Origin of the sequence: Sanguibacteroides sp. AM78-02pH3A (assembly GCF_027666085.1) — a bacterium.
GTDB classification, from domain to species: domain Bacteria; phylum Bacteroidota; class Bacteroidia; order Bacteroidales; family Marinifilaceae; genus Gabonibacter; species Gabonibacter massiliensis.
Genome location: NZ_JAQEHX010000001.1, coordinates 109,828 through 129,323 on the forward strand (window position 1 = coordinate 109,828; position 19,496 = coordinate 129,323).

The 19,496-nt window shown below is 42.4% G+C and carries 15 protein-coding genes; 8 read left to right on the plus strand and 7 right to left on the minus strand.

Going from position 1 to position 19,496, the window contains the following annotated elements:
* Positions 1–64: 64 nt before the first annotated feature.
* The gene (gene folP, locus PGR74_RS00420) at positions 65–910 is read left to right on the plus strand and encodes a dihydropteroate synthase (protein ID WP_041504097.1); all 846 of its coding nucleotides are present in this window, start codon (positions 65–67) and stop codon (positions 908–910) included.
* 62 nt (positions 911–972) lie between these two features.
* Here folP and PGR74_RS00425 read toward each other — a convergent pair whose 3' ends face one another.
* The 4 genes from PGR74_RS00425 to PGR74_RS00440 all read right to left on the minus strand — a co-directional run bounded on the left by PGR74_RS00425 (position 973) and on the right by PGR74_RS00440 (position 5,658).
* Positions 973–1,521, minus strand: coding sequence for an RNA methyltransferase (locus tag PGR74_RS00425; protein WP_041503946.1), 549 nt, complete (start codon positions 1,519–1,521; stop codon positions 973–975).
* A 10-nt stretch (positions 1,522–1,531) separates the two neighbouring features.
* Complete coding sequence (gene miaB / locus PGR74_RS00430; protein ID WP_041503945.1) at positions 1,532–2,866, minus strand: tRNA (N6-isopentenyl adenosine(37)-C2)-methylthiotransferase MiaB; 1,335 nt, start codon at positions 2,864–2,866, stop codon at positions 1,532–1,534.
* A 125-nt stretch (positions 2,867–2,991) separates the two neighbouring features.
* Positions 2,992–4,485, minus strand: coding sequence for an OmpP1/FadL family transporter (locus PGR74_RS00435; RefSeq protein ID WP_041503944.1), 1,494 nt, complete (start codon positions 4,483–4,485; stop codon positions 2,992–2,994).
* Positions 4,486–4,503: 18 nt separating this feature from the next.
* Complete coding sequence (locus tag PGR74_RS00440; RefSeq protein WP_041503943.1) at positions 4,504–5,658, minus strand: hypothetical protein; 1,155 nt, start codon at positions 5,656–5,658, stop codon at positions 4,504–4,506.
* A gap of 162 nt (positions 5,659–5,820) precedes the next feature.
* On the opposite strand from PGR74_RS00440, the gene proS reads away from it, so the two are divergent.
* From proS to PGR74_RS00455, 3 genes are all read left to right on the plus strand, one after another.
* A complete protein-coding gene (gene proS, locus PGR74_RS00445; protein ID WP_041503942.1) occupies positions 5,821–7,296 on the plus strand; it encodes a proline--tRNA ligase in 1,476 nt (491 codons plus the stop codon).
* Positions 7,297–7,400: 104 nt separating this feature from the next.
* Entirely contained in the window at positions 7,401–8,624 is a 1,224-nt protein-coding gene (gene pepT / locus PGR74_RS00450; protein ID WP_041503941.1) for a peptidase T, read from the plus strand.
* 154 nt (positions 8,625–8,778) lie between these two features.
* Complete coding sequence (locus tag PGR74_RS00455) at positions 8,779–9,657, plus strand: DUF3078 domain-containing protein (RefSeq protein WP_041503940.1); 879 nt, start codon at positions 8,779–8,781, stop codon at positions 9,655–9,657.
* Positions 9,658–9,723: 66 nt separating this feature from the next.
* On the opposite strand, the gene PGR74_RS00460 is transcribed toward PGR74_RS00455, so the two are convergent.
* The 3 genes from PGR74_RS00460 to PGR74_RS00470 form a co-directional block, all read right to left on the minus strand.
* A complete protein-coding gene (locus tag PGR74_RS00460; protein ID WP_041503939.1) occupies positions 9,724–10,572 on the minus strand; it encodes an energy transducer TonB in 849 nt (282 codons plus the stop codon).
* A gap of 240 nt (positions 10,573–10,812) precedes the next feature.
* Positions 10,813–12,552: a peptide MFS transporter gene (locus PGR74_RS00465; protein WP_041503937.1), complete on the minus strand. Its 1,740-nt coding sequence runs from the start codon at positions 12,550–12,552 to the stop codon at positions 10,813–10,815.
* Between the two features lie 94 nt (positions 12,553–12,646).
* Positions 12,647–14,206, minus strand: a complete 1,560-nt coding sequence (locus tag PGR74_RS00470) for a peptide MFS transporter (RefSeq protein ID WP_041503936.1) — start codon at positions 14,204–14,206, stop codon at positions 12,647–12,649.
* A 111-nt stretch (positions 14,207–14,317) separates the two neighbouring features.
* On the opposite strand from PGR74_RS00470, the gene PGR74_RS00475 reads away from it, so the two are divergent.
* From PGR74_RS00475 to PGR74_RS00490, 4 genes are all read left to right on the plus strand, one after another.
* The gene (locus tag PGR74_RS00475) at positions 14,318–15,841 is read left to right on the plus strand and encodes an NAD(P)H-hydrate dehydratase (RefSeq protein WP_041503935.1); all 1,524 of its coding nucleotides are present in this window, start codon (positions 14,318–14,320) and stop codon (positions 15,839–15,841) included.
* Between the two features lie 55 nt (positions 15,842–15,896).
* Complete coding sequence (locus tag PGR74_RS00480) at positions 15,897–17,018, plus strand: DUF4831 family protein (RefSeq protein WP_041503934.1); 1,122 nt, start codon at positions 15,897–15,899, stop codon at positions 17,016–17,018.
* A gap of 13 nt (positions 17,019–17,031) precedes the next feature.
* The gene (locus PGR74_RS00485; protein WP_041503933.1) at positions 17,032–18,822 is read left to right on the plus strand and encodes a chloride channel protein; all 1,791 of its coding nucleotides are present in this window, start codon (positions 17,032–17,034) and stop codon (positions 18,820–18,822) included.
* 156 nt (positions 18,823–18,978) lie between these two features.
* Positions 18,979–19,200, plus strand: a complete 222-nt coding sequence (locus PGR74_RS00490) for a DUF2795 domain-containing protein (RefSeq protein WP_009135471.1) — start codon at positions 18,979–18,981, stop codon at positions 19,198–19,200.
* Positions 19,201–19,496 lie beyond the last annotated feature (296 nt).

Here is a 19,496-nt window from a genome sequence, read left to right on the forward strand (position 1 = left end):
TGATGTGTAAAAATAGGGACAATAGTTGAAAGTTGAAAACGGAAAGCTGAAAATTAGCATGAGTATGAAAAAATTAATTGAAATCGGCGATCGGAAGTTGAATTTGGCAGAACCTGTGGTAATGGGGATTTTGAACGTAACTCCCGATTCTTTTTATGACGGAGGAAAATACCTTAGCGAAGTACGGATGATCGAGCGGATAAATACGATTGTGGAGGAGGGAGCGTCGATTATTGATGTGGGAGCTTATTCCACTCGTCCGGGAGCTGCTTTCGTGGATGAGAAGGAAGAGTTGTCACGATTGAGTTTTGCCGTAGAACTGATTCGTAAGTATCATCCGGAACTTCCTGTTTCTATTGATACTTTTCGGGCGAATGTGGCTAAAGAGATCTTTCATTGCCTTGGGCCGGTCATCGTGAATGATATTTCCGGAGGTACGATGGATGATCGTATGTTTGAGACGATAGCGGAGATGAATGTACCTTATGTTTTAATGCATATTCAGGGAACGCCTCAAGACATGCAAAAAAATCCCCATTATGAGGATGTCGTTCGGGAGGTTTATGATTTTCTGGCCGAGCGAATTAAGCGATTGAATGATTTGGGATTTGACAAGATTATAGTGGATCAGGGATTTGGTTTCGGAAAAACGGTAGCTCACAACTATCAATTGATGGATAAGATGGAGATCTTTTTGGAGTTGGGGTATCCCTTGTTGGTGGGTGTTTCCCGTAAGTCTATGATATGTCGCCTATTGGACGTTACTCCCCAGGAAGCTTTGAACGGAACGACTGTATTAAATACCGTATCTCTTTTAAAGGGAGCGAACATCTTACGTGTCCATGATGTCCGGGAAGCGGTGGAGGCTATTCGTATCGTTGATGCAATGCATTTTCGATCAATAGAATAGATCGATTTTCGTATTTTGTCGTAAATGAAGATTCCAGGTTTCCCGAGTTGAAGAGTGAAATATTATTTTTTTAACTCCTTGAATAGGGGATGAATAACTTCCCATAATACAATCCCGGCAGAAACGGAGATGTTGAATGAATGTTTGGTTCCGAATTGAGGAATTTCCAAGCACAGGTCGGAGAGGTTTACCACATTTTGTTGGACACCTTTTACCTCGTTCCCGAATATGAAAGCATATTTTCGTGTTTTTTCAATGGCATAATCTTCCAATGAGAGGCTGTTTTCTGTTTGCTCTACGGTAACAATCGTAAAACCTTCCGTTTTTAATTTTCGAATCGCTTCTATGGTCTCCTCGAAGTATTCCCATGCCACGCTTTCTTCCGCTCCTAAGGCTGTTTTATGAATCTCGCGGTGGGGAGGGGTGGCGGTAATGCCGCAAAGATATATCTTTTCCAATCGGAAAGCATCGGAAGTTCGGAATACCGATCCTATATTGTTTAAACTGCGTACATTATCCAAAACGACCACGATAGGAAGTTTTTCAGCTTTTTTATATTCTTCCGGAGAGAGTCGATTCAACTCTTCATTTAATCGTTTTCGGTATTCCATAAGCTTGTATTTAGCGGTTTTCAACAATTTCTCCCATAAGGGTAGCGGAAGTACATTCTTTTACCCTGACCTGTACCAAATCTCCAATTTTAGCTCCGTTATCGGGAAATACGATCACTTTGTTTTGGCTGCTTCGTCCGAATAATTCGTCTGCCTTCTTCTTGGAAGTCCCTTCGACCAGCACTTCGAATATTTTTCCTATATCTTTCCGGTTACTGATGAGAGAAAGATGGGTCTGTATATCGATAAGTTCCTGTAGACGACGTCCTTTGGTCGCTTCATCCACGTTGTCCGGCATATGTTTTGATGCCAAAGTGCCGGGGCGTTCTGAATATTTGAACATGTAGGCAAGATCGAATTCCACCTCCTGCATAAGGCTAAGAGTCTCGCGGTAATCCTCTTCACTTTCATCATGGAAACCAACGAAAACATCCGTCGATATCCCGCATTGGGGAATGATCTCACGGATTGCCCGGATGCGATCGAGGTACCATTCTCTCGTGTATTTCCGGTTCATATTTTTCAGGACGGCATTGCTTCCTGATTGAACGGGAAGATGGATGTGTTTGCAAATATTGTCATAAGATGCGATGGCGCGTAAAATTTCGTCACTCATGTCTTTCGGGTGAGAAGTGGCGAAGCGGATACGCATATCGGGTACCGCAGTAGCGACTTTCGCCAATAATGTCGGAAAATCAACTTCGTTACGCTCTCCTTTCCAAAGGTATGAATTGACGTTTTGACCTAATAGGGTAACTTCCTTGTATCCTTTGGTATGCAAATCAAGCACTTCATTCAAAATGCTGTGCGGACTTCGGCTTCTTTCGCGGCCGCGGGTATAAGGAACGATACAGTATGTACAGAAGTTGTTGCATCCGCGCATGATGGATACGAATCCTGATATGGCTGTTTCGTCAATCCGGGAAGGACAGATATCTTTATAGGTTTCTGTCGCGGATAAATGGATATTAATGGCTTTTTCCCCTTTCTCCGCTTGCTCGATTAAAAGGGGAAGATCCATATAAGCATCCGGTCCGACAACGATGTTTACATTTTTTTCCTGCTCAAAAAGAGCTTCACCGAGACGTTCCGCCATACAACCCATGATACCCACCAGTACTTTCGGATTTTTTTTCTTAATTTCAGAAAACCCTTGTACGCGACCCCGTACTCGTTGTTCCGCGTTTTCCCGAACGGAACAGGTGTTTACTAATATTACGTCGGCTTCGTTTCTGTCACTTGTATGTTGGAGACCTTTACTTTCCAGTATGGCTGCTACTACTTCACTATCCGCTACATTCATCTGACACCCATAGGTCTCGATATAAAATTTTTTTGCTTTCATTTACTCTTTCGTTTGAGGGGCAAAAATAATAAAAAAGGATGTAGTCCCGAGGAAAAAGAGCGTTATAATTAGGGTTTATTCTGATAAAAATCGGTCGATATTTTATTTTCGACCGATTTGCTGTTTCAGAATCGTACTCCGACGGTTAACCGGAATTGGTTATCCTGGTATTTTGTTTGTATAACGGGGGATTCTATGGATTTGTAAGCATAAAAAAGACTTTGTTCTTTTGAATATTTACGCATGTAGGCTAAATCCACGTATAAAGAGTTGAAATTAAGTCCCAAACCACCGGAAACGGTTTGTACGTTATTTTTTTCATTCAATTCTCCTTTTTTATAAGGGGATGCCGTGTAGGAATAACCTCCTCGCAAACTCAATACGCTGGAAACTCTGAATTCCGCTCCGGCCCTGAGATTATTGGTATTTCGATATACTTCCTTGATCATATCGTTAGCTCCCGGTATATAATCGCCGTTTACATCTTCTGTGCCGTAATAATTCGTTCCGTCTCCGCCGCTCAATTTAGCCGAGCTGTAATCCACGAATTCGTAATCCACGCTGAGGATAGCCCGCTGGCCGAGTACGGTAGCGATGCTTGCGATAAAACGCCATGGAGTTTTCAGATTATAATCGAAAGAGGTGTTGGCATGATTTCCCCATTGGGTCTCTTTTTCTCCTGCCGGTGGTTCTATGAATTGTGAATAAGCCCCATTCGTAACCTTGTCTGTCAAGCTGTAATAGGTGGGAGTATGTATGGCCAGACCTAACCGAAGTTGGGGGATCGGCCGATAGATTGCCCCGACTTTGAAGTTTATGCCTACTCCGCTGGTCGTGTAATCCTGTACGAAGTCGAACCACATGAGTTTGGAATCTATCTCTTTCCCCTCGACGATCTCCGTGTAGGTGGAATAATGCTTGTAATGGATGTTTTGTATACCAAGGGTTGCTCCGAGGTAGAGTTTGTCATCGTAATTAGCCCCCACGGATAGCGCGTATTCTCCTTGAAATCCCCTTTCCCGGATGTAGTTCGATTGCCTCATACTGTCCCCTGCTACGATGGGAATTTCGTATTGGTTCTTGCTTTCCGGCTGCAATTTGATCAGATAGGCATCGTAGGCTAAACTGGTGGTAAATTCGTTCAGTGAGTTTCTGTCGTTGCCGTTTGCTTCCATCAGCCATACGTCCAATAACGAATTTTTATCATTGATGTCTCCTCCCTGGTAAATGTTTCGGTTGAAATTATTCAGATTGGTATAGTTGAAGGCGAAATTTATGTTTTTCCACTTTTCATGTATGGGATGAAAGGCGATAACAAATCCTAAATTACCGATGAGATAAGGATTTTTTTCCATATTTCTGTTGCCCGATTTGGAGTGAGTGAAATCGAGAACAGAGGTGAAGCTGATTTCAGAATTACGGAAAACTCCGATTCCTCCGGGGTTCATCGTCGCAACGGAGAGATCTCCTCCTAAGGCTCCGAATGCTCCTCCCATGGCGGTGACTCTGGCACTACCAAAAGGGAATATTCTGGAATATCGCAGAGCGTCTGCCTCGGTTTGAGCCCTAAGGCCCGACGTGCAGAGTAATAACACGATGGTATAATATAATGCTTTCATATAATGCTTTTTGTCAAATTATTTTCTACGTCCGGTTTCTTTATGTTCTCTCGTGCCCGTGTAGCCTCCGCTTCTTGTCGTGGAACTCTTTCCGTAGGAGTTGCTGTTACTTCTTGAATAACCGCTATCGTGCCCTGAATTAGACGAGGAAGAGCCTTGATTGCGTGATCCCCAACTCTGGTTGTTGTTTCTGCCGTACGAAGAGTAACGATTACTGCGGGAGTAGGTATTATAGCTTCGGGCATTTCGATTGTTCGTGTAATGTGTTCTCGTCGCGTAATTCGGTTTGAGATTCGGTTTGGTGGTGTGCCCCCAATGAGGGCGTCCTCCCGGATAATACGGATGCCAGTAACCGTAATTCCAGTGATTATGCCAATACCATGGATCATGCCTCCATCCCGGATAATATCCGTATCCCCAGTAAGAGGAGTGATTCCATCCCCAAGGATTATACCAGCTGTTCCATCCCCAGTTGTTCCCCCAGGATGAGTAACCGAAACCGAAATTCCAACGGGAATTCCATCGGTCCATGGCAAAACGGTCGAAGCGCGGATCGTTCCACATGACGGTCCACATGAAATCCGGGTAGGTTCCGAAATGTAATTTAGAGTATAGCTCGATGTTGGTATTGGAAGGAAACCACCAATAGCGATTATTGACCGTATAAACATTCCAATCCGAATCGAATGACAGCCTCATGGCGATCTCGTGGGCATTGCCGAAAATAGCGAATCCTTCCGGGTATCGGTTCATGATCCGAACACATTCATCCAAATCGCGTTGATTTCCTTTGAAGCCTCCTATCCAGTATCCCTGGGACTCTTCGTCGATGAGAATAGGGGTGGTACTTTGGGCCTGAGCTTCTTCTACCTGTTTTTGTGTAGCGTAGCGAGCCATCCCGATAGCCTTCGCTCTCGGATTTACTTTTCCGCTATTGGCTTCCGCTTGTTCTTTTGCCAGTACGGCCGGATCTATCTCTTTGGATTTATGTTTTTCTTCCGCGGGATATAAAGAGAGCGTACTCCCTGTTTTTCTTTCTATCTCCTGTACCAAAAGCGATTGTTTGCCGGGTACGTAATAGATGTCGTCTTCGGAAACACGAGCGAAGTCTCGTGTCGTCGAACAGGCGCTGACTAAAGCGGCCAATGTCAGTATAGATAGTATTGTTTTCATAGTTATTAGATTGACCTGTTTCTTTTATCTTATCAAAAAATATACCACACTTTTCATGGTTCGTAAAGCATAAATCGGTATTAGGTATAAAAATAACCATTACCAATCTGATTTCCTACTTTTTTGTTTAAATTTGCTGCGGTTTTATCAAAAAATAATGAGATGGCTAAGTTTTTAACAACAAGAGAAGAGAATTATTCGCAATGGTATAATGAATTGGTTGTAAAAGCCGGTTTGGCGGAAAATTCGGCAGTTCGAGGATGTATGGTGATCAAACCTTACGGTTATGCCATATGGGAGAAGATGCAGCAACAATTGGATAAGATGTTTAAAGATACGGGACATTATAATGCTTATTTCCCATTATTGATTCCCAAGTCTTTTTTTTCAAAAGAGGCTGATCATGTGGAGGGGTTTGCGAAAGAGTGTGCAGTTGTAACTCATTATCGTTTAAAGAACGATCCGGACGGGAACGGCATTGTCGTTGATCCGGATGCGAAATTGGAGGAAGAATTTATTATTCGGCCCACTTCGGAGACCATTATATGGAATACTTATAAGAATTGGATTCAATCCTACAGGGATCTTCCGATTTTATGTAATCAATGGGCTAACGTGATGCGTTGGGAGATGAGGACCCGTATGTTTTTGCGTACGGCTGAGTTTTTGTGGCAGGAAGGTCATACGGCCCACGCGACGAAAGAGGAAGCCATGGAGGAAGCGGATAAGATGGTTCGGGTATATGCCGAATTTGCGGAAAAATGGATGGCTGTACCCGTAATTATGGGACATAAGAGCGAAACGGAACGTTTCGCGGGAGCTTTGGATACCTTGACTATCGAAGCCTTGATGCAAGACGGTAAGGCTTTGCAAGCAGGGACATCTCATTTTCTGGGGCAAAATTTTGCGAAAGCTTTTGATGTGACATTTGCTTCGAAAGAGGGTAAGCAGGAGTATGTTTGGGCTACTTCGTGGGGAGTTTCCACTCGCTTGATGGGTGCTTTGATTATGTGTCATTCGGATGATAACGGATTGGTGTTGCCTCCGAGATTAGCTCCTTTGCAGGTGGTTATTGTGCCGATATACAAGGGAAAGGAGGGCCTTGAAAAGATCAGGGAGAAAGTTAACGGAATAATAGGCAAGCTTCAACAATTGGGTATCAGTGTGAAATTTGACGATCGTGATACGCAAAAACCGGGATGGAAATTTGCCGATTACGAGCTGAAAGGAGTTCCGGTGCGTTTAGCAATGGGAGAGAGGGACTTGGAAAACGGTACCATTGAAGTAGCCCGTCGCGATACACTGACGAAAGAGACTCTACCTTTGGAGGGAATAGAACAATATATTATCAGGTTATTGGATGATATTCAAGAAAACGTGTATAAGAAAGCCTTGGATTTCCGGAGTAAAATGATCACGAAGGTAGATTCGTACGAGGAGTTCAAAACGCTTTTGGATGAGAAGGGAGGATTTTTCCTTTGTCATTGGGATGGAACTCCAGAAACGGAGGCCCGCATTAAGGAAGAAACGAAAGCGACGATACGTTGTATTCCCTTCGATGCTGAAGAAGAAGAGGGAAAATGTATGGTGACGGGAAAGCCTTCTCATCGTAGAGTATTAATTGCAAGAGCTTATTAATTTAAATAGAGAAGATTCTGTGATTAGGTAATGAGTGATCGTGCGATTTTTATCGCGAAAACCGAATCTCTTAATCGAAAACCTTTGAATCATAAATTGAATATATGTTGCCAGTTGTCGAGCGTTTTATTAAATACGCAAAAATACATACCCAGTCTGACCGGGAAACCGGATTGAATCCCAGCACACCGGGGCAATTAGAATTTGCCTATCTTCTTTGTGATGAGATGAGGGAGATCGGTATGGAGAATGTATCGGTAGATGAGAATGGCTATGTGATGGGATTTGTTCCTTCTAATATGGAGAGGGAGAGTGTTTCTATTGGATTTATTGCCCATATGGATACGAGTCCGGATATGAGTGGTAAACATGTGAAACCGCAGATCATTGAGAAATATACTGGCGTGGATATCTTATTAAGCAAAGAGAAAGGGTATACTTTATCCCCGGATGATTTTCCGGAGCTTATGAATTATGTGGGAAGCGATCTGATCGTGACGGATGGAAACACATTATTGGGGGCAGACGATAAAGCCGGTATAGCCGAGATTTTAACGGCGATGGAATACCTGATTCAACACCCGGAAGTAAAACACGGGACCATTGCTGTCTGTTTTACTCCGGATGAGGAGATCGGCGAGGGGCCCGATCATTTCGATTTGAAGAAATTCGGGGCAAAGTTCGCGTATACTTTGGACGGAGGGGAGGTCGGTGAGTTGGAGTATGAAAATTTCAATGCCGCGATGGTTAGATTGGTTTTTAAAGGAAGGAATTTTCATCCTGGATATGCCAAAAATAAAATGGTCAATTCAATGAAAGTCGCCTATGAATTCATATCCAGTTTGCCCAAACGGGAAGTTCCGGAGTTGACATCGGGCTACGAGGGCTTTTTCCATCTTTACTCTATAAAAGGGACAGTGGAAGAGACGACGGTAGAGATTTTGATACGTGACTTTGACCGGGAAAATTTTGAGTGGAGAAAAGGGGTGATAGAGAATGGCGTGCGAGATTTCTCCCGGAAATATGAATTACCGATTTTATTGGAGTTAAAAGATCAATACGCGAATATGCGGGAAAAACTGGAACCGCTTCACTATATTGTAGATATTGCCAAACAGGCCATGAATGAGTTGGAAATAAAGCCTTTGATTGTCCCTATTCGGGGAGGTACAAACGGTTCACGCTTGTCTTTCATGGGACTGCCGACTCCGAATCTTTCCAATGGAGCACATAATTCGCATGGACGTTACGAGTATATTCCCGTTTCCTCCATGATAAAAGTGGTAAATCTGCTTGTTCGGATATCGGAACTTTGTACAAAAATTTGAAATTGATATGGTTGATGTGGAAATTTATCGGGATTCATCTCTATAATTTCCACATCAACCATAACTGTTTGTCCTGTTTTTTCGTTTCACATGGAAATGATTACTTTTGTAAAAAAATAAATACCTGTAATTACGAATAATAAAAAATTAGAAAATGGTAAAAGGATATGTATTTTTGATTTTCCTATTGCTTATAGGAGGATCTTTGCATGCAGCAGAGGGACCTGTTCGTGACTCTTCCTGGAAGAATGCCGGTTTTTTTGGACTAAAGATGACACAGGTCAGTTTAAGTAATTGGGCCGCCGGAGGTGAGTCTGCATTAGCTTTCGATGCCCAGCTCACGTATAGTGCCGATTATAAAAAAGATCGGAATTTATGGCAAAATCGGTTGGAGTTGGGATACGGGTTAACCAAGAACGATGGGAAAAGTGCCAGGAAAACCAATGATAAAATCTATTTGGCTTCAACTTATGGTTATCAGTTGTATAAGTCTTTGTATTGGAGTATGTTGCTGAATTTTAACACCCAATTTGCCAAAGGATATGATTACTCCGACGAGGATGCAAGTTTTATTTCTAAATTTATGGCTCCTGCTTATATCGTGGTCGGTACCGGTTTGACGTGGACTCCCAAATCTTATTTTACGGCCACGCTGACTCCGGTTTCATGGAGAGGAACTGTTGTTGCCGATTCCCGTTTGTCCGATGAAGGGGCCTTCGGTGTTAAGGAGGGAAAGCATCTTTTATCGGAATTCGGTGCTAATTTAAGGGCTGAGGTAACTTATGAATTTTGGGAGAATATGAAAATATATTCCCGTTTGGAGTTGTTTTCCGATTATTTAAGAAAGCCGCAAAATGTGGATGTACGTTGGGAGGTTCAATTGAATATGACCGTCAATAAATGGATTTCAGCTACAATTTCTACCAATATGTTGTATGACGATGACGTGAAGGTTGCTCAAAAAGACGGAACCGCGGGCCCTCGTTTGCAATTTAAGGAGGTATTGGGAGTCGGTTTGCAATTTAGTTTTTGATTACGGGGGAGCGTGTTTATTATAGCTCATGATTAAAAAAACGAGACCTTCTGAAGGTCTCGTTTTTTAATCGTGAATCAGATAACAGTCGTATTCGTAAACTTTTTTATCGAAATCGATAGTTGTCATAATTTTTATGCTTACAGGACGATTGGCAAGCCTGCCCGGTTCCCATCGGGTATCTTTAGATGATAAACCGTTGTTAGGGAAGCGGAGAGCGGAGGATAAACCGTGTTTTTCCTCCAAAAGGGTAAAATGCCCGTTTTTATCGATGACAAAACTCAACTCGAGTTTTCCGTGAGTACTGTCGTTTTTGTGTGAATGCAGGGTGGTGGCTACATCGTAAATGTAATTGGAAATAGTGGCTCCTTTCCCCGGATTGTTTCGAGAAATACTCTTGAAGTATAGTGGGTTTTTATCTAATTTTACGGGACTCCCTTTTAAATCGAAGATAAGGGAAGTTCTGATACGGGTGTCCACTTTGCGTTTGTCATGGTATCCGGCGTTCCACTTCGGAGATTGGGTTAATACTCTGGCTACTTCTTCTTCAAGGAGCGGGTAATTTGTTTTCTCTATATCTATATCGCCTACTTTTCCGTTGCTCTTTACCGTAAATGTGACTTCTATTTTGTGATATATCCCTGAAGAATCATTAAATATGAAAAGATTGTACGGGGATGCTCCTTCTGAAGGTTTACCTTGGAAAGATAGTTCTCTGTGGGTAATTTGATTGACTATCCATTGGGAGAAGGAAATGTTTTGCTCGGTCTTTAATGACGGTTTGACGTCTACTTCTTTGTAGGAAAACAGATTGTTTTTGGAAAAATCCTGTGAAAAAAGAGGATGGGTAAAACTTGTCATAAACACAAACGGGGTAGTTAGTAACCATTTGAACAACGTGTTGCTTCGTGCCATATTTGTCTTGTTTTATTTAATAATAACCATATAAACCATCGAATGATTTACATGGTTATAATAATTGAATCTCTCTATTCGAAATATAAAAGCCAAGTACAATCGAAAAAACTGTTTTCGGATAATTGCCGGACGCTTTCTATATCTTACAAATATAGTTAATATTTTGGGAAATACGATTCCGGATTTGAATAAAAAAGCGAGGTCGGAAAACCTCGCTTTATTTTATGTGGAAAAAGATTAATTTTCTTTTTGTTTGGCAGCGGCCTCGGCAGCGGCTAATTGTTCCTCTGATTCGCGGGTTACTTTTTCGAGACGTCCCATGATAGAGAAGATAAAGATCGCAGAGAGGGCACAACAACCGATAAGGATGCCCCAAAGAGCGACTAAGCTTACTTTTTCCCAGAAATATCCGATGATACCTACTAAGTAATTACCGATAGCAGTGGCGGCAAACCATCCTCCCTGCATTAAACCTTTGTACTTTGGAGGAGCGACTTTCGACACGAAGGAGATACCCATCGGGCTTAAAAACAGCTCGGCACAAGTTAAAACAAGGTATGTATTGATCAACCAGTAGGGAGAAACCATATCGCTTTCCGACATCGGGTTGGCTTGTAGATCGGCAGGAGCCGTTAATCCGAACGAACCGAACATGAGTACTAAGAAACCTAATGCCGCGATGATCATACCGATTCCGATTTTACGAGGGGCGGACGGCTCTTTTTTCTTGCTGTTTAACCAGCTGAACAGGCCCACGAACACGGGTGTCAATATGATGATGAACATCGGGTTAAATTGCTGGAAGATTTGCGGAGTGATCGGTGTTTCGACACCGGCAAATTTGGTTTGGTAAACGAAATAGAGTACTAAAATAAACACGACGGACATAATTCCTCCAATGGGTTTCACTTTTTTCTCTCCGGTAATAACCATGAATAGTCCGTAGAATAATAATATGATAGGTACTAAACCGTAAAGAGAGAACAGAAGACTGGAGTAACCGGTTACATGCGAAACCGTGTAATCACGAGCAAAAAGTGTCATGGTCAAACCGTTCTGGTGGAATGACATCCAGAAGAAAATAACCACGGCGAAAACCAATCCTAAAGCAATCAAACGTTCTTTAGTTTGTTTGGGGGTCAGTTCTATGACAACAGCGTCTTTAGCTCCTTTACCCTGCGCTTTTTCTTTTTCGGTAGCATCAGCAGATTTATAAAATTTACGGAAGCCTAAAAATATGGCTAATGATACGATCAAACTGATACAAGCCACACCGAAACCGTAGTTATAGGATTGGCATAGCACGTCGATGTAGTTTTGAGCAAAAGCCTTTAATCCGTCTAAGCTGCTAATGGTTTGTCCCTGAGAGGCAGCGAAGTTAACCAATTCGGTATATCCGGCAGAAGCCTGATTAATGGTTCCGTCGATTAACTGATGTGCTAATGCCGGTATTTTCCCTGAATATTCCAGACCGGATTTTCCCATGATGGAGTTCGTGATGGCCTCGGCCATACTGGGAGCGAAGAAAGCACCGATGTTAATGCACATGTAAAAAATACTGAACGCTAAATCCCGGTTTTTGCTGTATTTGGGCGAATCATAGAGATTACCCACCAGAACTTGTAAGTTCCCCTTAAAGAATCCGGTACCGAGAGCTATAAGGCCTAACGATACGAACATACTGGCCAGACCGCTTCCGAATGCGAGTAAAGCATAACCGAAAAACATGATGACTGTACCGAGTGTAATCGTTTTACCGTAGCCTAAATATTTATCGGCGATAAATCCTCCGAATACGGGTAGAAAATAAACAGCAGCGAGGAAGCCACCGAAAACTTGTCCTGTGGCTGCAGATGTCCAACCATAGCGAGCTTGAAGATACAATGTAAAGATAGCCAACATGGTGTAGTAACCGAAGCGTTCTCCCATATTAGCAAATGCCAATACAAATAATCCTCTTGGATGATCTTTTAACATACAACGTTATTTTAAAATTAATATTATAGTTTGCTGTCGCAAAGATATAAAAAAAGCGAGGCTTTCACCTCGCTTTTGAAATATTATGCTTTATTTATTTTGCGACTCTTTCAAGCCATTTCACCATAGAGAGCATGACAATCATGGAAGCCGCCGTTGCACAAACAAATACTAACCAACAAGCCCATATGGGTACGGAGGTATAAAGGAGTCCTCCGATGAATAACAGTGAGTTTCCTACAGCCGTGGCCGCTAACCAACAACCTTGCATTAAGCCTTGTAAATGCGGAGGTGCTACTTTGGAAACGAAAGACAATCCGAGAGGAGAGATGAATAACTCTGCAACGGTAAGGATGAAATAGAGTCCCACCATGATCCAGGGAGTAACGCGAATGGCACTGATTTGTGCTTCCGTCATCGTGCTTAAGGTCTCTTTTGCCGGTAACACGAAAGAGAAGATCATTAGGAAAATGTAGGCAAGTGCCGCGATTCCCATACCGATAGCAATTTTCATCGGGGTGGAAGGTTCTCTTCTTTGTCTCTTCAAATATCCGAATAACCACATGATCAGCGGTGTTAAGGTTACCACGAAGAAAGGATTCACGCATTGGAATATTTCGGCTCCTTTGATTCTGGTGAATCCCAAGTTGATATCGATGACGCTCAAATCCACGTAATCGCGGGCGAAATACGTCAGGGAGTAACCGTTTTGATGGAACGAGAGCCAGAAAAAGATAACGACGCCGAATACGGCGAACAGGGCGTATATGCGTTGTCTGATCTCTTGCGCATTCATGGTAATCTCTTCCCTGCTTATTTGGGGAGCGCCTTTGACGTTCGATACGGCTTTTTTGGCAGGATCCGGGAATTTTTGTTTGTTGACGATGTAGATCACCAGTGAGATCAACATGGCCACGATTGCAGCCATAAAGGCATATTGGAAACCGCGATTGAAAACATCCAGGTAGCTGTTTACAAAAGTGGGTAGATCTGACATGGAACCGCTCAGGTAAGCGGTATTGGCATACTCCGTCAAACGGGTTAAAGATTCCGCGGGCATGGAACTACCTTGTTCGAGGTATTGGTGGCATAATTCCGGTAGGCCGGCATTGTAATCGAAGTTATTCACTTTCAACCACCAGTTTCTGACGCCGATTGCGATCCAGGGAGCGAAGAATCCTCCGATATTGATAAACATATAGAATATCTGGAAACCGGAATCCCTTTTATCGGAATATTCTTTGTTGTCGTACATCTGACCGACTAAAGCCTGTAAATTTCCTTTGAATAAACCGTTACCGAAAGCAATAACCAAAAGTCCAACGCAGGTAATCGTTAGATAAAGTCCCATACTTGGAACGGGAGTCGGGGTCGGTATGGCTATGATCAGATAGCCGACGGCCATCAGAACCAACCCGATAAGTATTGTACCTTTATAATTTTTTGTTTTATCGGCAATGACTCCTCCGACTAATGCCAGTAGATAAATAGAAGCATAAAAAGCCGAGTAGACATATCCGGTTGTGGTCTCGGATAGACCGAATTTTGCAGAGATGAACAACGTAAGAATTGCCATCATAATGTAAAAACCAAAGCGTTCTCCCATATTAGCAAGGGCAGCCGCCAATAGTCCTTTGGGGTGTTTTTTAAACATGATTTTGATATTTATAAATTAATAATGATTTAACTTTGTTCGCACTCCAACCTCGCAAATATAGGATAATTTTTTATCTTTAAAACACGAAAACGTTTGAACTTAGAACCTATGAAAAAGTATAATAAGATTTTTAAAACATCTGATTTAAAAGAAATTGATAGATATACCGTTGAGCATGAGCCGATAAGTTCGTCTCTATTAATGAAGAGAGCGGCTGAAGCTATTGCCTGTCGGCTTTTGAAAATTTTTCCGAATAATTCTATTTTTAACATAGTTTCAGGAGTCGGGAATAATGGGGGAGACGGTTTTGCCCTTGCCGGAATCTTATTGGAAAAAGGGTACGAGGTTGTGGTGTATCACGTGTGGACGGGAGCGTGTTTGTCCGCTGACTGCAAGAAGTATCGGGAAGATTATCTGGCTCGTTCCGGAAGTTGTGTTGATGTTCGGGAGATTTCCGACTTCGATGCGGAATCCGTGGAGGGAATATGGATCGATGCTTTGTTCGGAGCCGGATTGAGTCGTCCGGTAACAGGATGGTGTGCCGGAGTGATAGATAGGATAAATCGCTCCGTTTTGCCCGTTGTTGCGGTGGATATTCCTTCCGGTTTATTGGGAGAGGATAACGCGAAAAATACCGGAAGTATAATGGAAGCCGATTACACGCTTACTTTCCAGTTTCCCAAATTGTCTTTTATGTTCCCCGAAAATTATCGTTATGTGGGAGATTTTGAAGTTTTGGACATAGGTTTGCATCCGGAAATATTACGGGATCTGTTTTCCTCTTATTTTTATTTGACGCCGGATGTGCTTGCAGCCCGTTTGCCGAAGGTCGGAAAGTTCACTCATAAAGGGGAGATGGGGCATGCTTTGTTGATAGCCGGCTCTTATGGGATGATGGGAGCTGCGATACTGGCAGCCGAAGGGGCTTTGCATTCGGGAGTGGGTTTGCTGACCCTTCACCTCCCTCGTTCTTTGAAAAAAATAGTACATCTTGCCGTACCGGAGGTTTTGATCGAAGAAGACGTGAATGAAAATTGCTTTTCCCGTATTTTCGATTGCTCAAAATACCGGGTCGTGGGTATCGGGCCGGGAATAGGAACGTCGACGGAAACAGCTTTCGGGTTGGAGCGTTTGTTGAAAGATTGGAAAGGAAGAATGTTACTGGATGCGGATGCCTTGAATTTACTTGCCGCTGATGCCCGTTTATTGAAATTATTACCTGAAAGTGCGGTTTTGACACCCCATCCCAAAGAATTTGAAAGATTAGCAGGAAAAAGTGAAAATGATTTTGATAGATTAAATAAATTGAGCATTTTTGCAGAAAAATACAATGTATATGTTGTGTTAAAAGGTGCTCATTCTGTGGTAGCTACACCGGAGGGGAAATGTTATTTTAACATGAGTGGTAATCCGGGAATGGCCAAAGGCGGAGCGGGAGATGTTTTGACGGGGATTATTACAGGACTGTTGGCAAGCGGTATGCCTGTACCGGATGCGGTATTAACGGGAGTTTTTGTTCATGGAATGGCCGGCGATTTGGCGAGAGAGGAGATGGGAGTACGCGGTATGAAATCCGGAGATATTATTGCTTTTCTTGGAAAAGCATGGAGAAAATTGGAAACGTTGGTTTAAAGGGTAGGAAAAGAGTGTGTAAGGATTCTTTTTAAAATAATTTAGGAAAAAGATCATGAAAAAGATTTGTTTTATATGGATATTGATCGGATGTCTCTCCTTGTCGGTTTTAGGACAGAAGAAGAGAGAGTTGTCCACCCCGGTTTCGGTGAGTTATATGCTCCCTAAAATAAGCTTTAAAGTGGAAGTAACCATGGAGCGTGTGAAATTAATACCGGGTCCTTTCCGTCAGTATGCCGAACAGCAGTTGGGGATCGGACCGGATATAAATGCGGCGGGGGAAGAGTGGGAACTTAAGGATATACGTATTATTCCCCAGGCTCTTCCCGATACTAAAAATATCTATTCAGTGACAACCACGGGAGAGTATGCCGGAATTTGTTTAAACTTGACGCCGGAGGGTTTTTTGTCCGGGGTGAACGGTAGCCAAAATAGTGCGGATGCGGAAAAAGAGGTGTTCTATATCGTACCTAAAGATAATAAGGAGCAGAAGATTGATTACGTTCGTTTCGGGGTACGTTCTACTTTAAAAGAGGTATTGGATTCTAATTTTTCCATGATAGAGGTCGAGGGGGAGATGCGTCGGGTATGGGACCCGATTGAACGGTACGTGTTGAAAGAGGAGAAGGATTATGTAAAGGAGATCACGGACGAAATTTTTAATATCCGTAAAAAAAGATTGGATTTATTGTCCGGTGTAAGTAGCTCCGGACCTGCTACTCGGGAAGCATTGAAAGAGTTGGACGCTTTGGAAAAAGATTATCTGAGTCTTTTTATGGGTAAAAAGGTGAAAGAGCGGGTGAAACGAGAGTTTGTCTATGTTCCGCAAAAAGAGGATGAATCGGTAACGCTCTTCCGTTTTTCGAAGACAAGCGGTATTACCGCTAAAAATAACGTATCAGCCGAACCCTATGTGATTGAAGTGAAGAATGTAATTTTACCTCCGAAAGAGAACGATTCTGCACATAAACCCGTAATTGGGGTGACTTATCGGGTTCCGGCCGTTGCCGATTTGGTTTTAACTTGCGGCAATAAAAGTGTGATAACGGAACGGTGTATTATTCCTCAATTAGGGTATACGAAGATATTTCCTTTGGATGTGATCAATAACGAGGGAATAAGTATAGACTTTTATCCCCGGTACGGTTCGTTAAAAAGCGTGAAGAAGAACCGATAAAAGGAATTGAAATATGGCTGAGTCAACTGGAGAGAAGGGGTTTCTTGGAAAATTTTTAATGTGGCGTGTGCGTAATATCAAGGAGAAGCAATTTATCGTGATATTAAGTATATTAGTCGGGATTGTGACGGGACTTGCGGGAGTTTTGTTGAAAAATATGGTACATTATACGCATGTGTTTTTCACGGAGAGAATGCAGGTCGATAGCGGGAGTCTCCTTTTTTTTGTATATCCTTTTATCGGTATATTGTTGACCACCTTATTCGTGAAATATTTTGTCAAAGAGGATATCAGTCATGGGGTAACTAAGGTCTTGTATGCCATATCCCGGAGGAATAGTATGATTAAACCTCATAATAACTATTCTTCGATGATTGCCAGTACGCTCACCATCGGTTTCGGAGGTTCGGTGGGAACGGAGGCCACGATTGTTTTAACGGGAGCTTCCATCGGTTCTAACTTAGCCCGTCTCTTCCGTATGAACTACAAGGTCATGACGTTGATGATCGGATGCGGTGCGGCGGGAGCCATTGCGGGAATTTTTAAAGCTCCCATTGCCGGCATCGTTTTCACGATGGAGGTGTTGATGTTGGATTTGACGATGGCTTCGCTCGTCCCCTTGATGTTTACGGCTATTACTTCTTACGTGATCGCTTTCTTTTTTATGGGTGACGGTTTTCTGTTTTCTTACCAGATTACGGATAAGTTCGCCATGGGGAATTTTCCTTATTATGTGTTATTGGGAGTAGGTACGGGACTTCTTTCCGTCTATTTTATCCGGATGAATCTCCGGGTGGAACATTTTCTGAATAAGATCAAACACCCGTTTAAGAAGATGGCTATCGGAGGAGCGTTGTTGGGTGTTATTATTTTTATTTTTCCTCCTTTGTACGGTGAGGGATATACAGCTTTGGATACGATGATGGGAGGGCAGCCGGATAAGTTGTTGAATAATACTTATTTCTTCGATTTTAGGGACAAGATATGGATACTGCCGCTTTTTGTTATCGGTATGGTGTTTATAAAAGTTATAGCCACGGCATTGACTAATGGTAGCGGCGGTGTCGGCGGTGTTTTTGCTCCGAGTCTGTTTACGGGAGGGGTTGCAGGTTACCTGTTAGCCATGTTGATCAATTTGAGCGGTATTCGCGAGGTGCCGGAGAGTCATTTCGTTTTGGCAGGCATGGCCGGGGTAATGTCCGGAGTAATGAATGCCCCCTTGACAGCCATGTTCCTGATCGCTGAAATATCGGGCGGTTACGCGTTACTTCTGCCGTTGATGTTGACATCGGTTATGGCTTATCTGACGAGCCGGGGAATGGAGCCTTACTCGATCTATGCCCGTCGGTTGGCGATGCAGGGCGATCTGTTGACTCATAATAAAGACAAGGCCGTTCTGACGTTGATGAAATTGAATAAAGTGGTGGAAACGGATTTCAAAACCATCGGGATCGATTCGACCTTGGGCGATTTGGTTAAAATCGTTTCCAAATCGAGTCGTAATCTCTTTCCCGTATTGGATAACGACGGCCATTTATTGGGAATCGTTTTGTTGGATGATATCCGTAAAATAATGTTCAATCAGGAAATGTATTCCAAAACCTATGTCCGAGATTTTATGATAGCTCCTTCCGTCGTTATAGATATAGAAGATTCGATGGAAAAAGTGATGAAGAAATTTGAAGAGTCGGGTGCATGGAATCTGCCTGTTATTCAGGATCATAAATACTTGGGATTCGTGTCTAAGGCAAAGATATTCAATACTTATCGTAAAGTGTTGATCCATTTCTCGGATGATGAGTAACGAAAATAGAAACTTTAGTGCTATTTGGTTAGGAATAAGGAGTATTTTATTTGTATTAATTCTAAATAACTTCTTATTCCGCGAATAGAGTTGTATTTTTAGAAATAAAACATATATTCGCGGCAAAATATAGAATTTACTCTAAAACGATATATCATGTATTGGACACTGGAACTTGCCTCTAAATTGGAAGATGCACCTTGGCCTGCATCAAAAGATGAGTTGATAGACTATGCCATTCGTTCAGGGGCGCCTATGGAAGTTATTGAGAATCTTCAGGATATTGAAGACGACGAAGAGATATTCGAAAGTATCGAGGATATTTGGCCGGATTATCCGAGTAAAGATGATTTCTTCTTCAACGAAGATGAGTATTAGTTGATATAATGATTTAAGTAATTAAATACCAGTGCGATAAGCAATTTTTCATTGTTTATCGCACTGGTGTTTTATGGTCTTTGATGGTGTAGTTTGTTTGTCTAAAATCTCTATTTTGGCGTATTCTCATGGATAACGACAAATACGCGAGCGATACAATAGGAGGAATAAAGAGGTTTATCCGATTCGTCAGAAAGAGGAGTAAAGATGTGAATGATATATCATTGATATCCATAATTATATATAATAAACTTATTGATATTGGGAAGTTACTCAAAAAGGTGGCAGATCACAAG

Coding starts and splice junctions, on each gene's coding strand:
- folP (WP_041504097.1), top strand. CDS start 65: ATGAAAAAATTAATTGAAATCGGCGATCGGAAGTTGAATTTGGCAGAA.
- PGR74_RS00425 (WP_041503946.1), bottom strand. CDS start 1,521: ATGGAATACCGAAAACGATTAAATGAAGAGTTGAATCGACTCTCTCCG.
- miaB (WP_041503945.1), bottom strand. CDS start 2,866: ATGAAAGCAAAAAAATTTTATATCGAGACCTATGGGTGTCAGATGAAT.
- PGR74_RS00435 (WP_041503944.1), bottom strand. CDS start 4,485: ATGAAAGCATTATATTATACCATCGTGTTATTACTCTGCACGTCGGGC.
- PGR74_RS00440 (WP_041503943.1), bottom strand. CDS start 5,658: ATGAAAACAATACTATCTATACTGACATTGGCCGCTTTAGTCAGCGCC.
- proS (WP_041503942.1), top strand. CDS start 5,821: ATGGCTAAGTTTTTAACAACAAGAGAAGAGAATTATTCGCAATGGTAT.
- pepT (WP_041503941.1), top strand. CDS start 7,401: ATGTTGCCAGTTGTCGAGCGTTTTATTAAATACGCAAAAATACATACC.
- PGR74_RS00455 (WP_041503940.1), top strand. CDS start 8,779: ATGGTAAAAGGATATGTATTTTTGATTTTCCTATTGCTTATAGGAGGA.
- PGR74_RS00460 (WP_041503939.1), bottom strand. CDS start 10,572: ATGGCACGAAGCAACACGTTGTTCAAATGGTTACTAACTACCCCGTTT.
- PGR74_RS00465 (WP_041503937.1), bottom strand. CDS start 12,552: ATGTTAAAAGATCATCCAAGAGGATTATTTGTATTGGCATTTGCTAAT.
- PGR74_RS00470 (WP_041503936.1), bottom strand. CDS start 14,206: ATGTTTAAAAAACACCCCAAAGGACTATTGGCGGCTGCCCTTGCTAAT.
- PGR74_RS00475 (WP_041503935.1), top strand. CDS start 14,318: ATGAAAAAGTATAATAAGATTTTTAAAACATCTGATTTAAAAGAAATT.
- PGR74_RS00480 (WP_041503934.1), top strand. CDS start 15,897: ATGAAAAAGATTTGTTTTATATGGATATTGATCGGATGTCTCTCCTTG.
- PGR74_RS00485 (WP_041503933.1), top strand. CDS start 17,032: ATGGCTGAGTCAACTGGAGAGAAGGGGTTTCTTGGAAAATTTTTAATG.
- PGR74_RS00490 (WP_009135471.1), top strand. CDS start 18,979: ATGTATTGGACACTGGAACTTGCCTCTAAATTGGAAGATGCACCTTGG.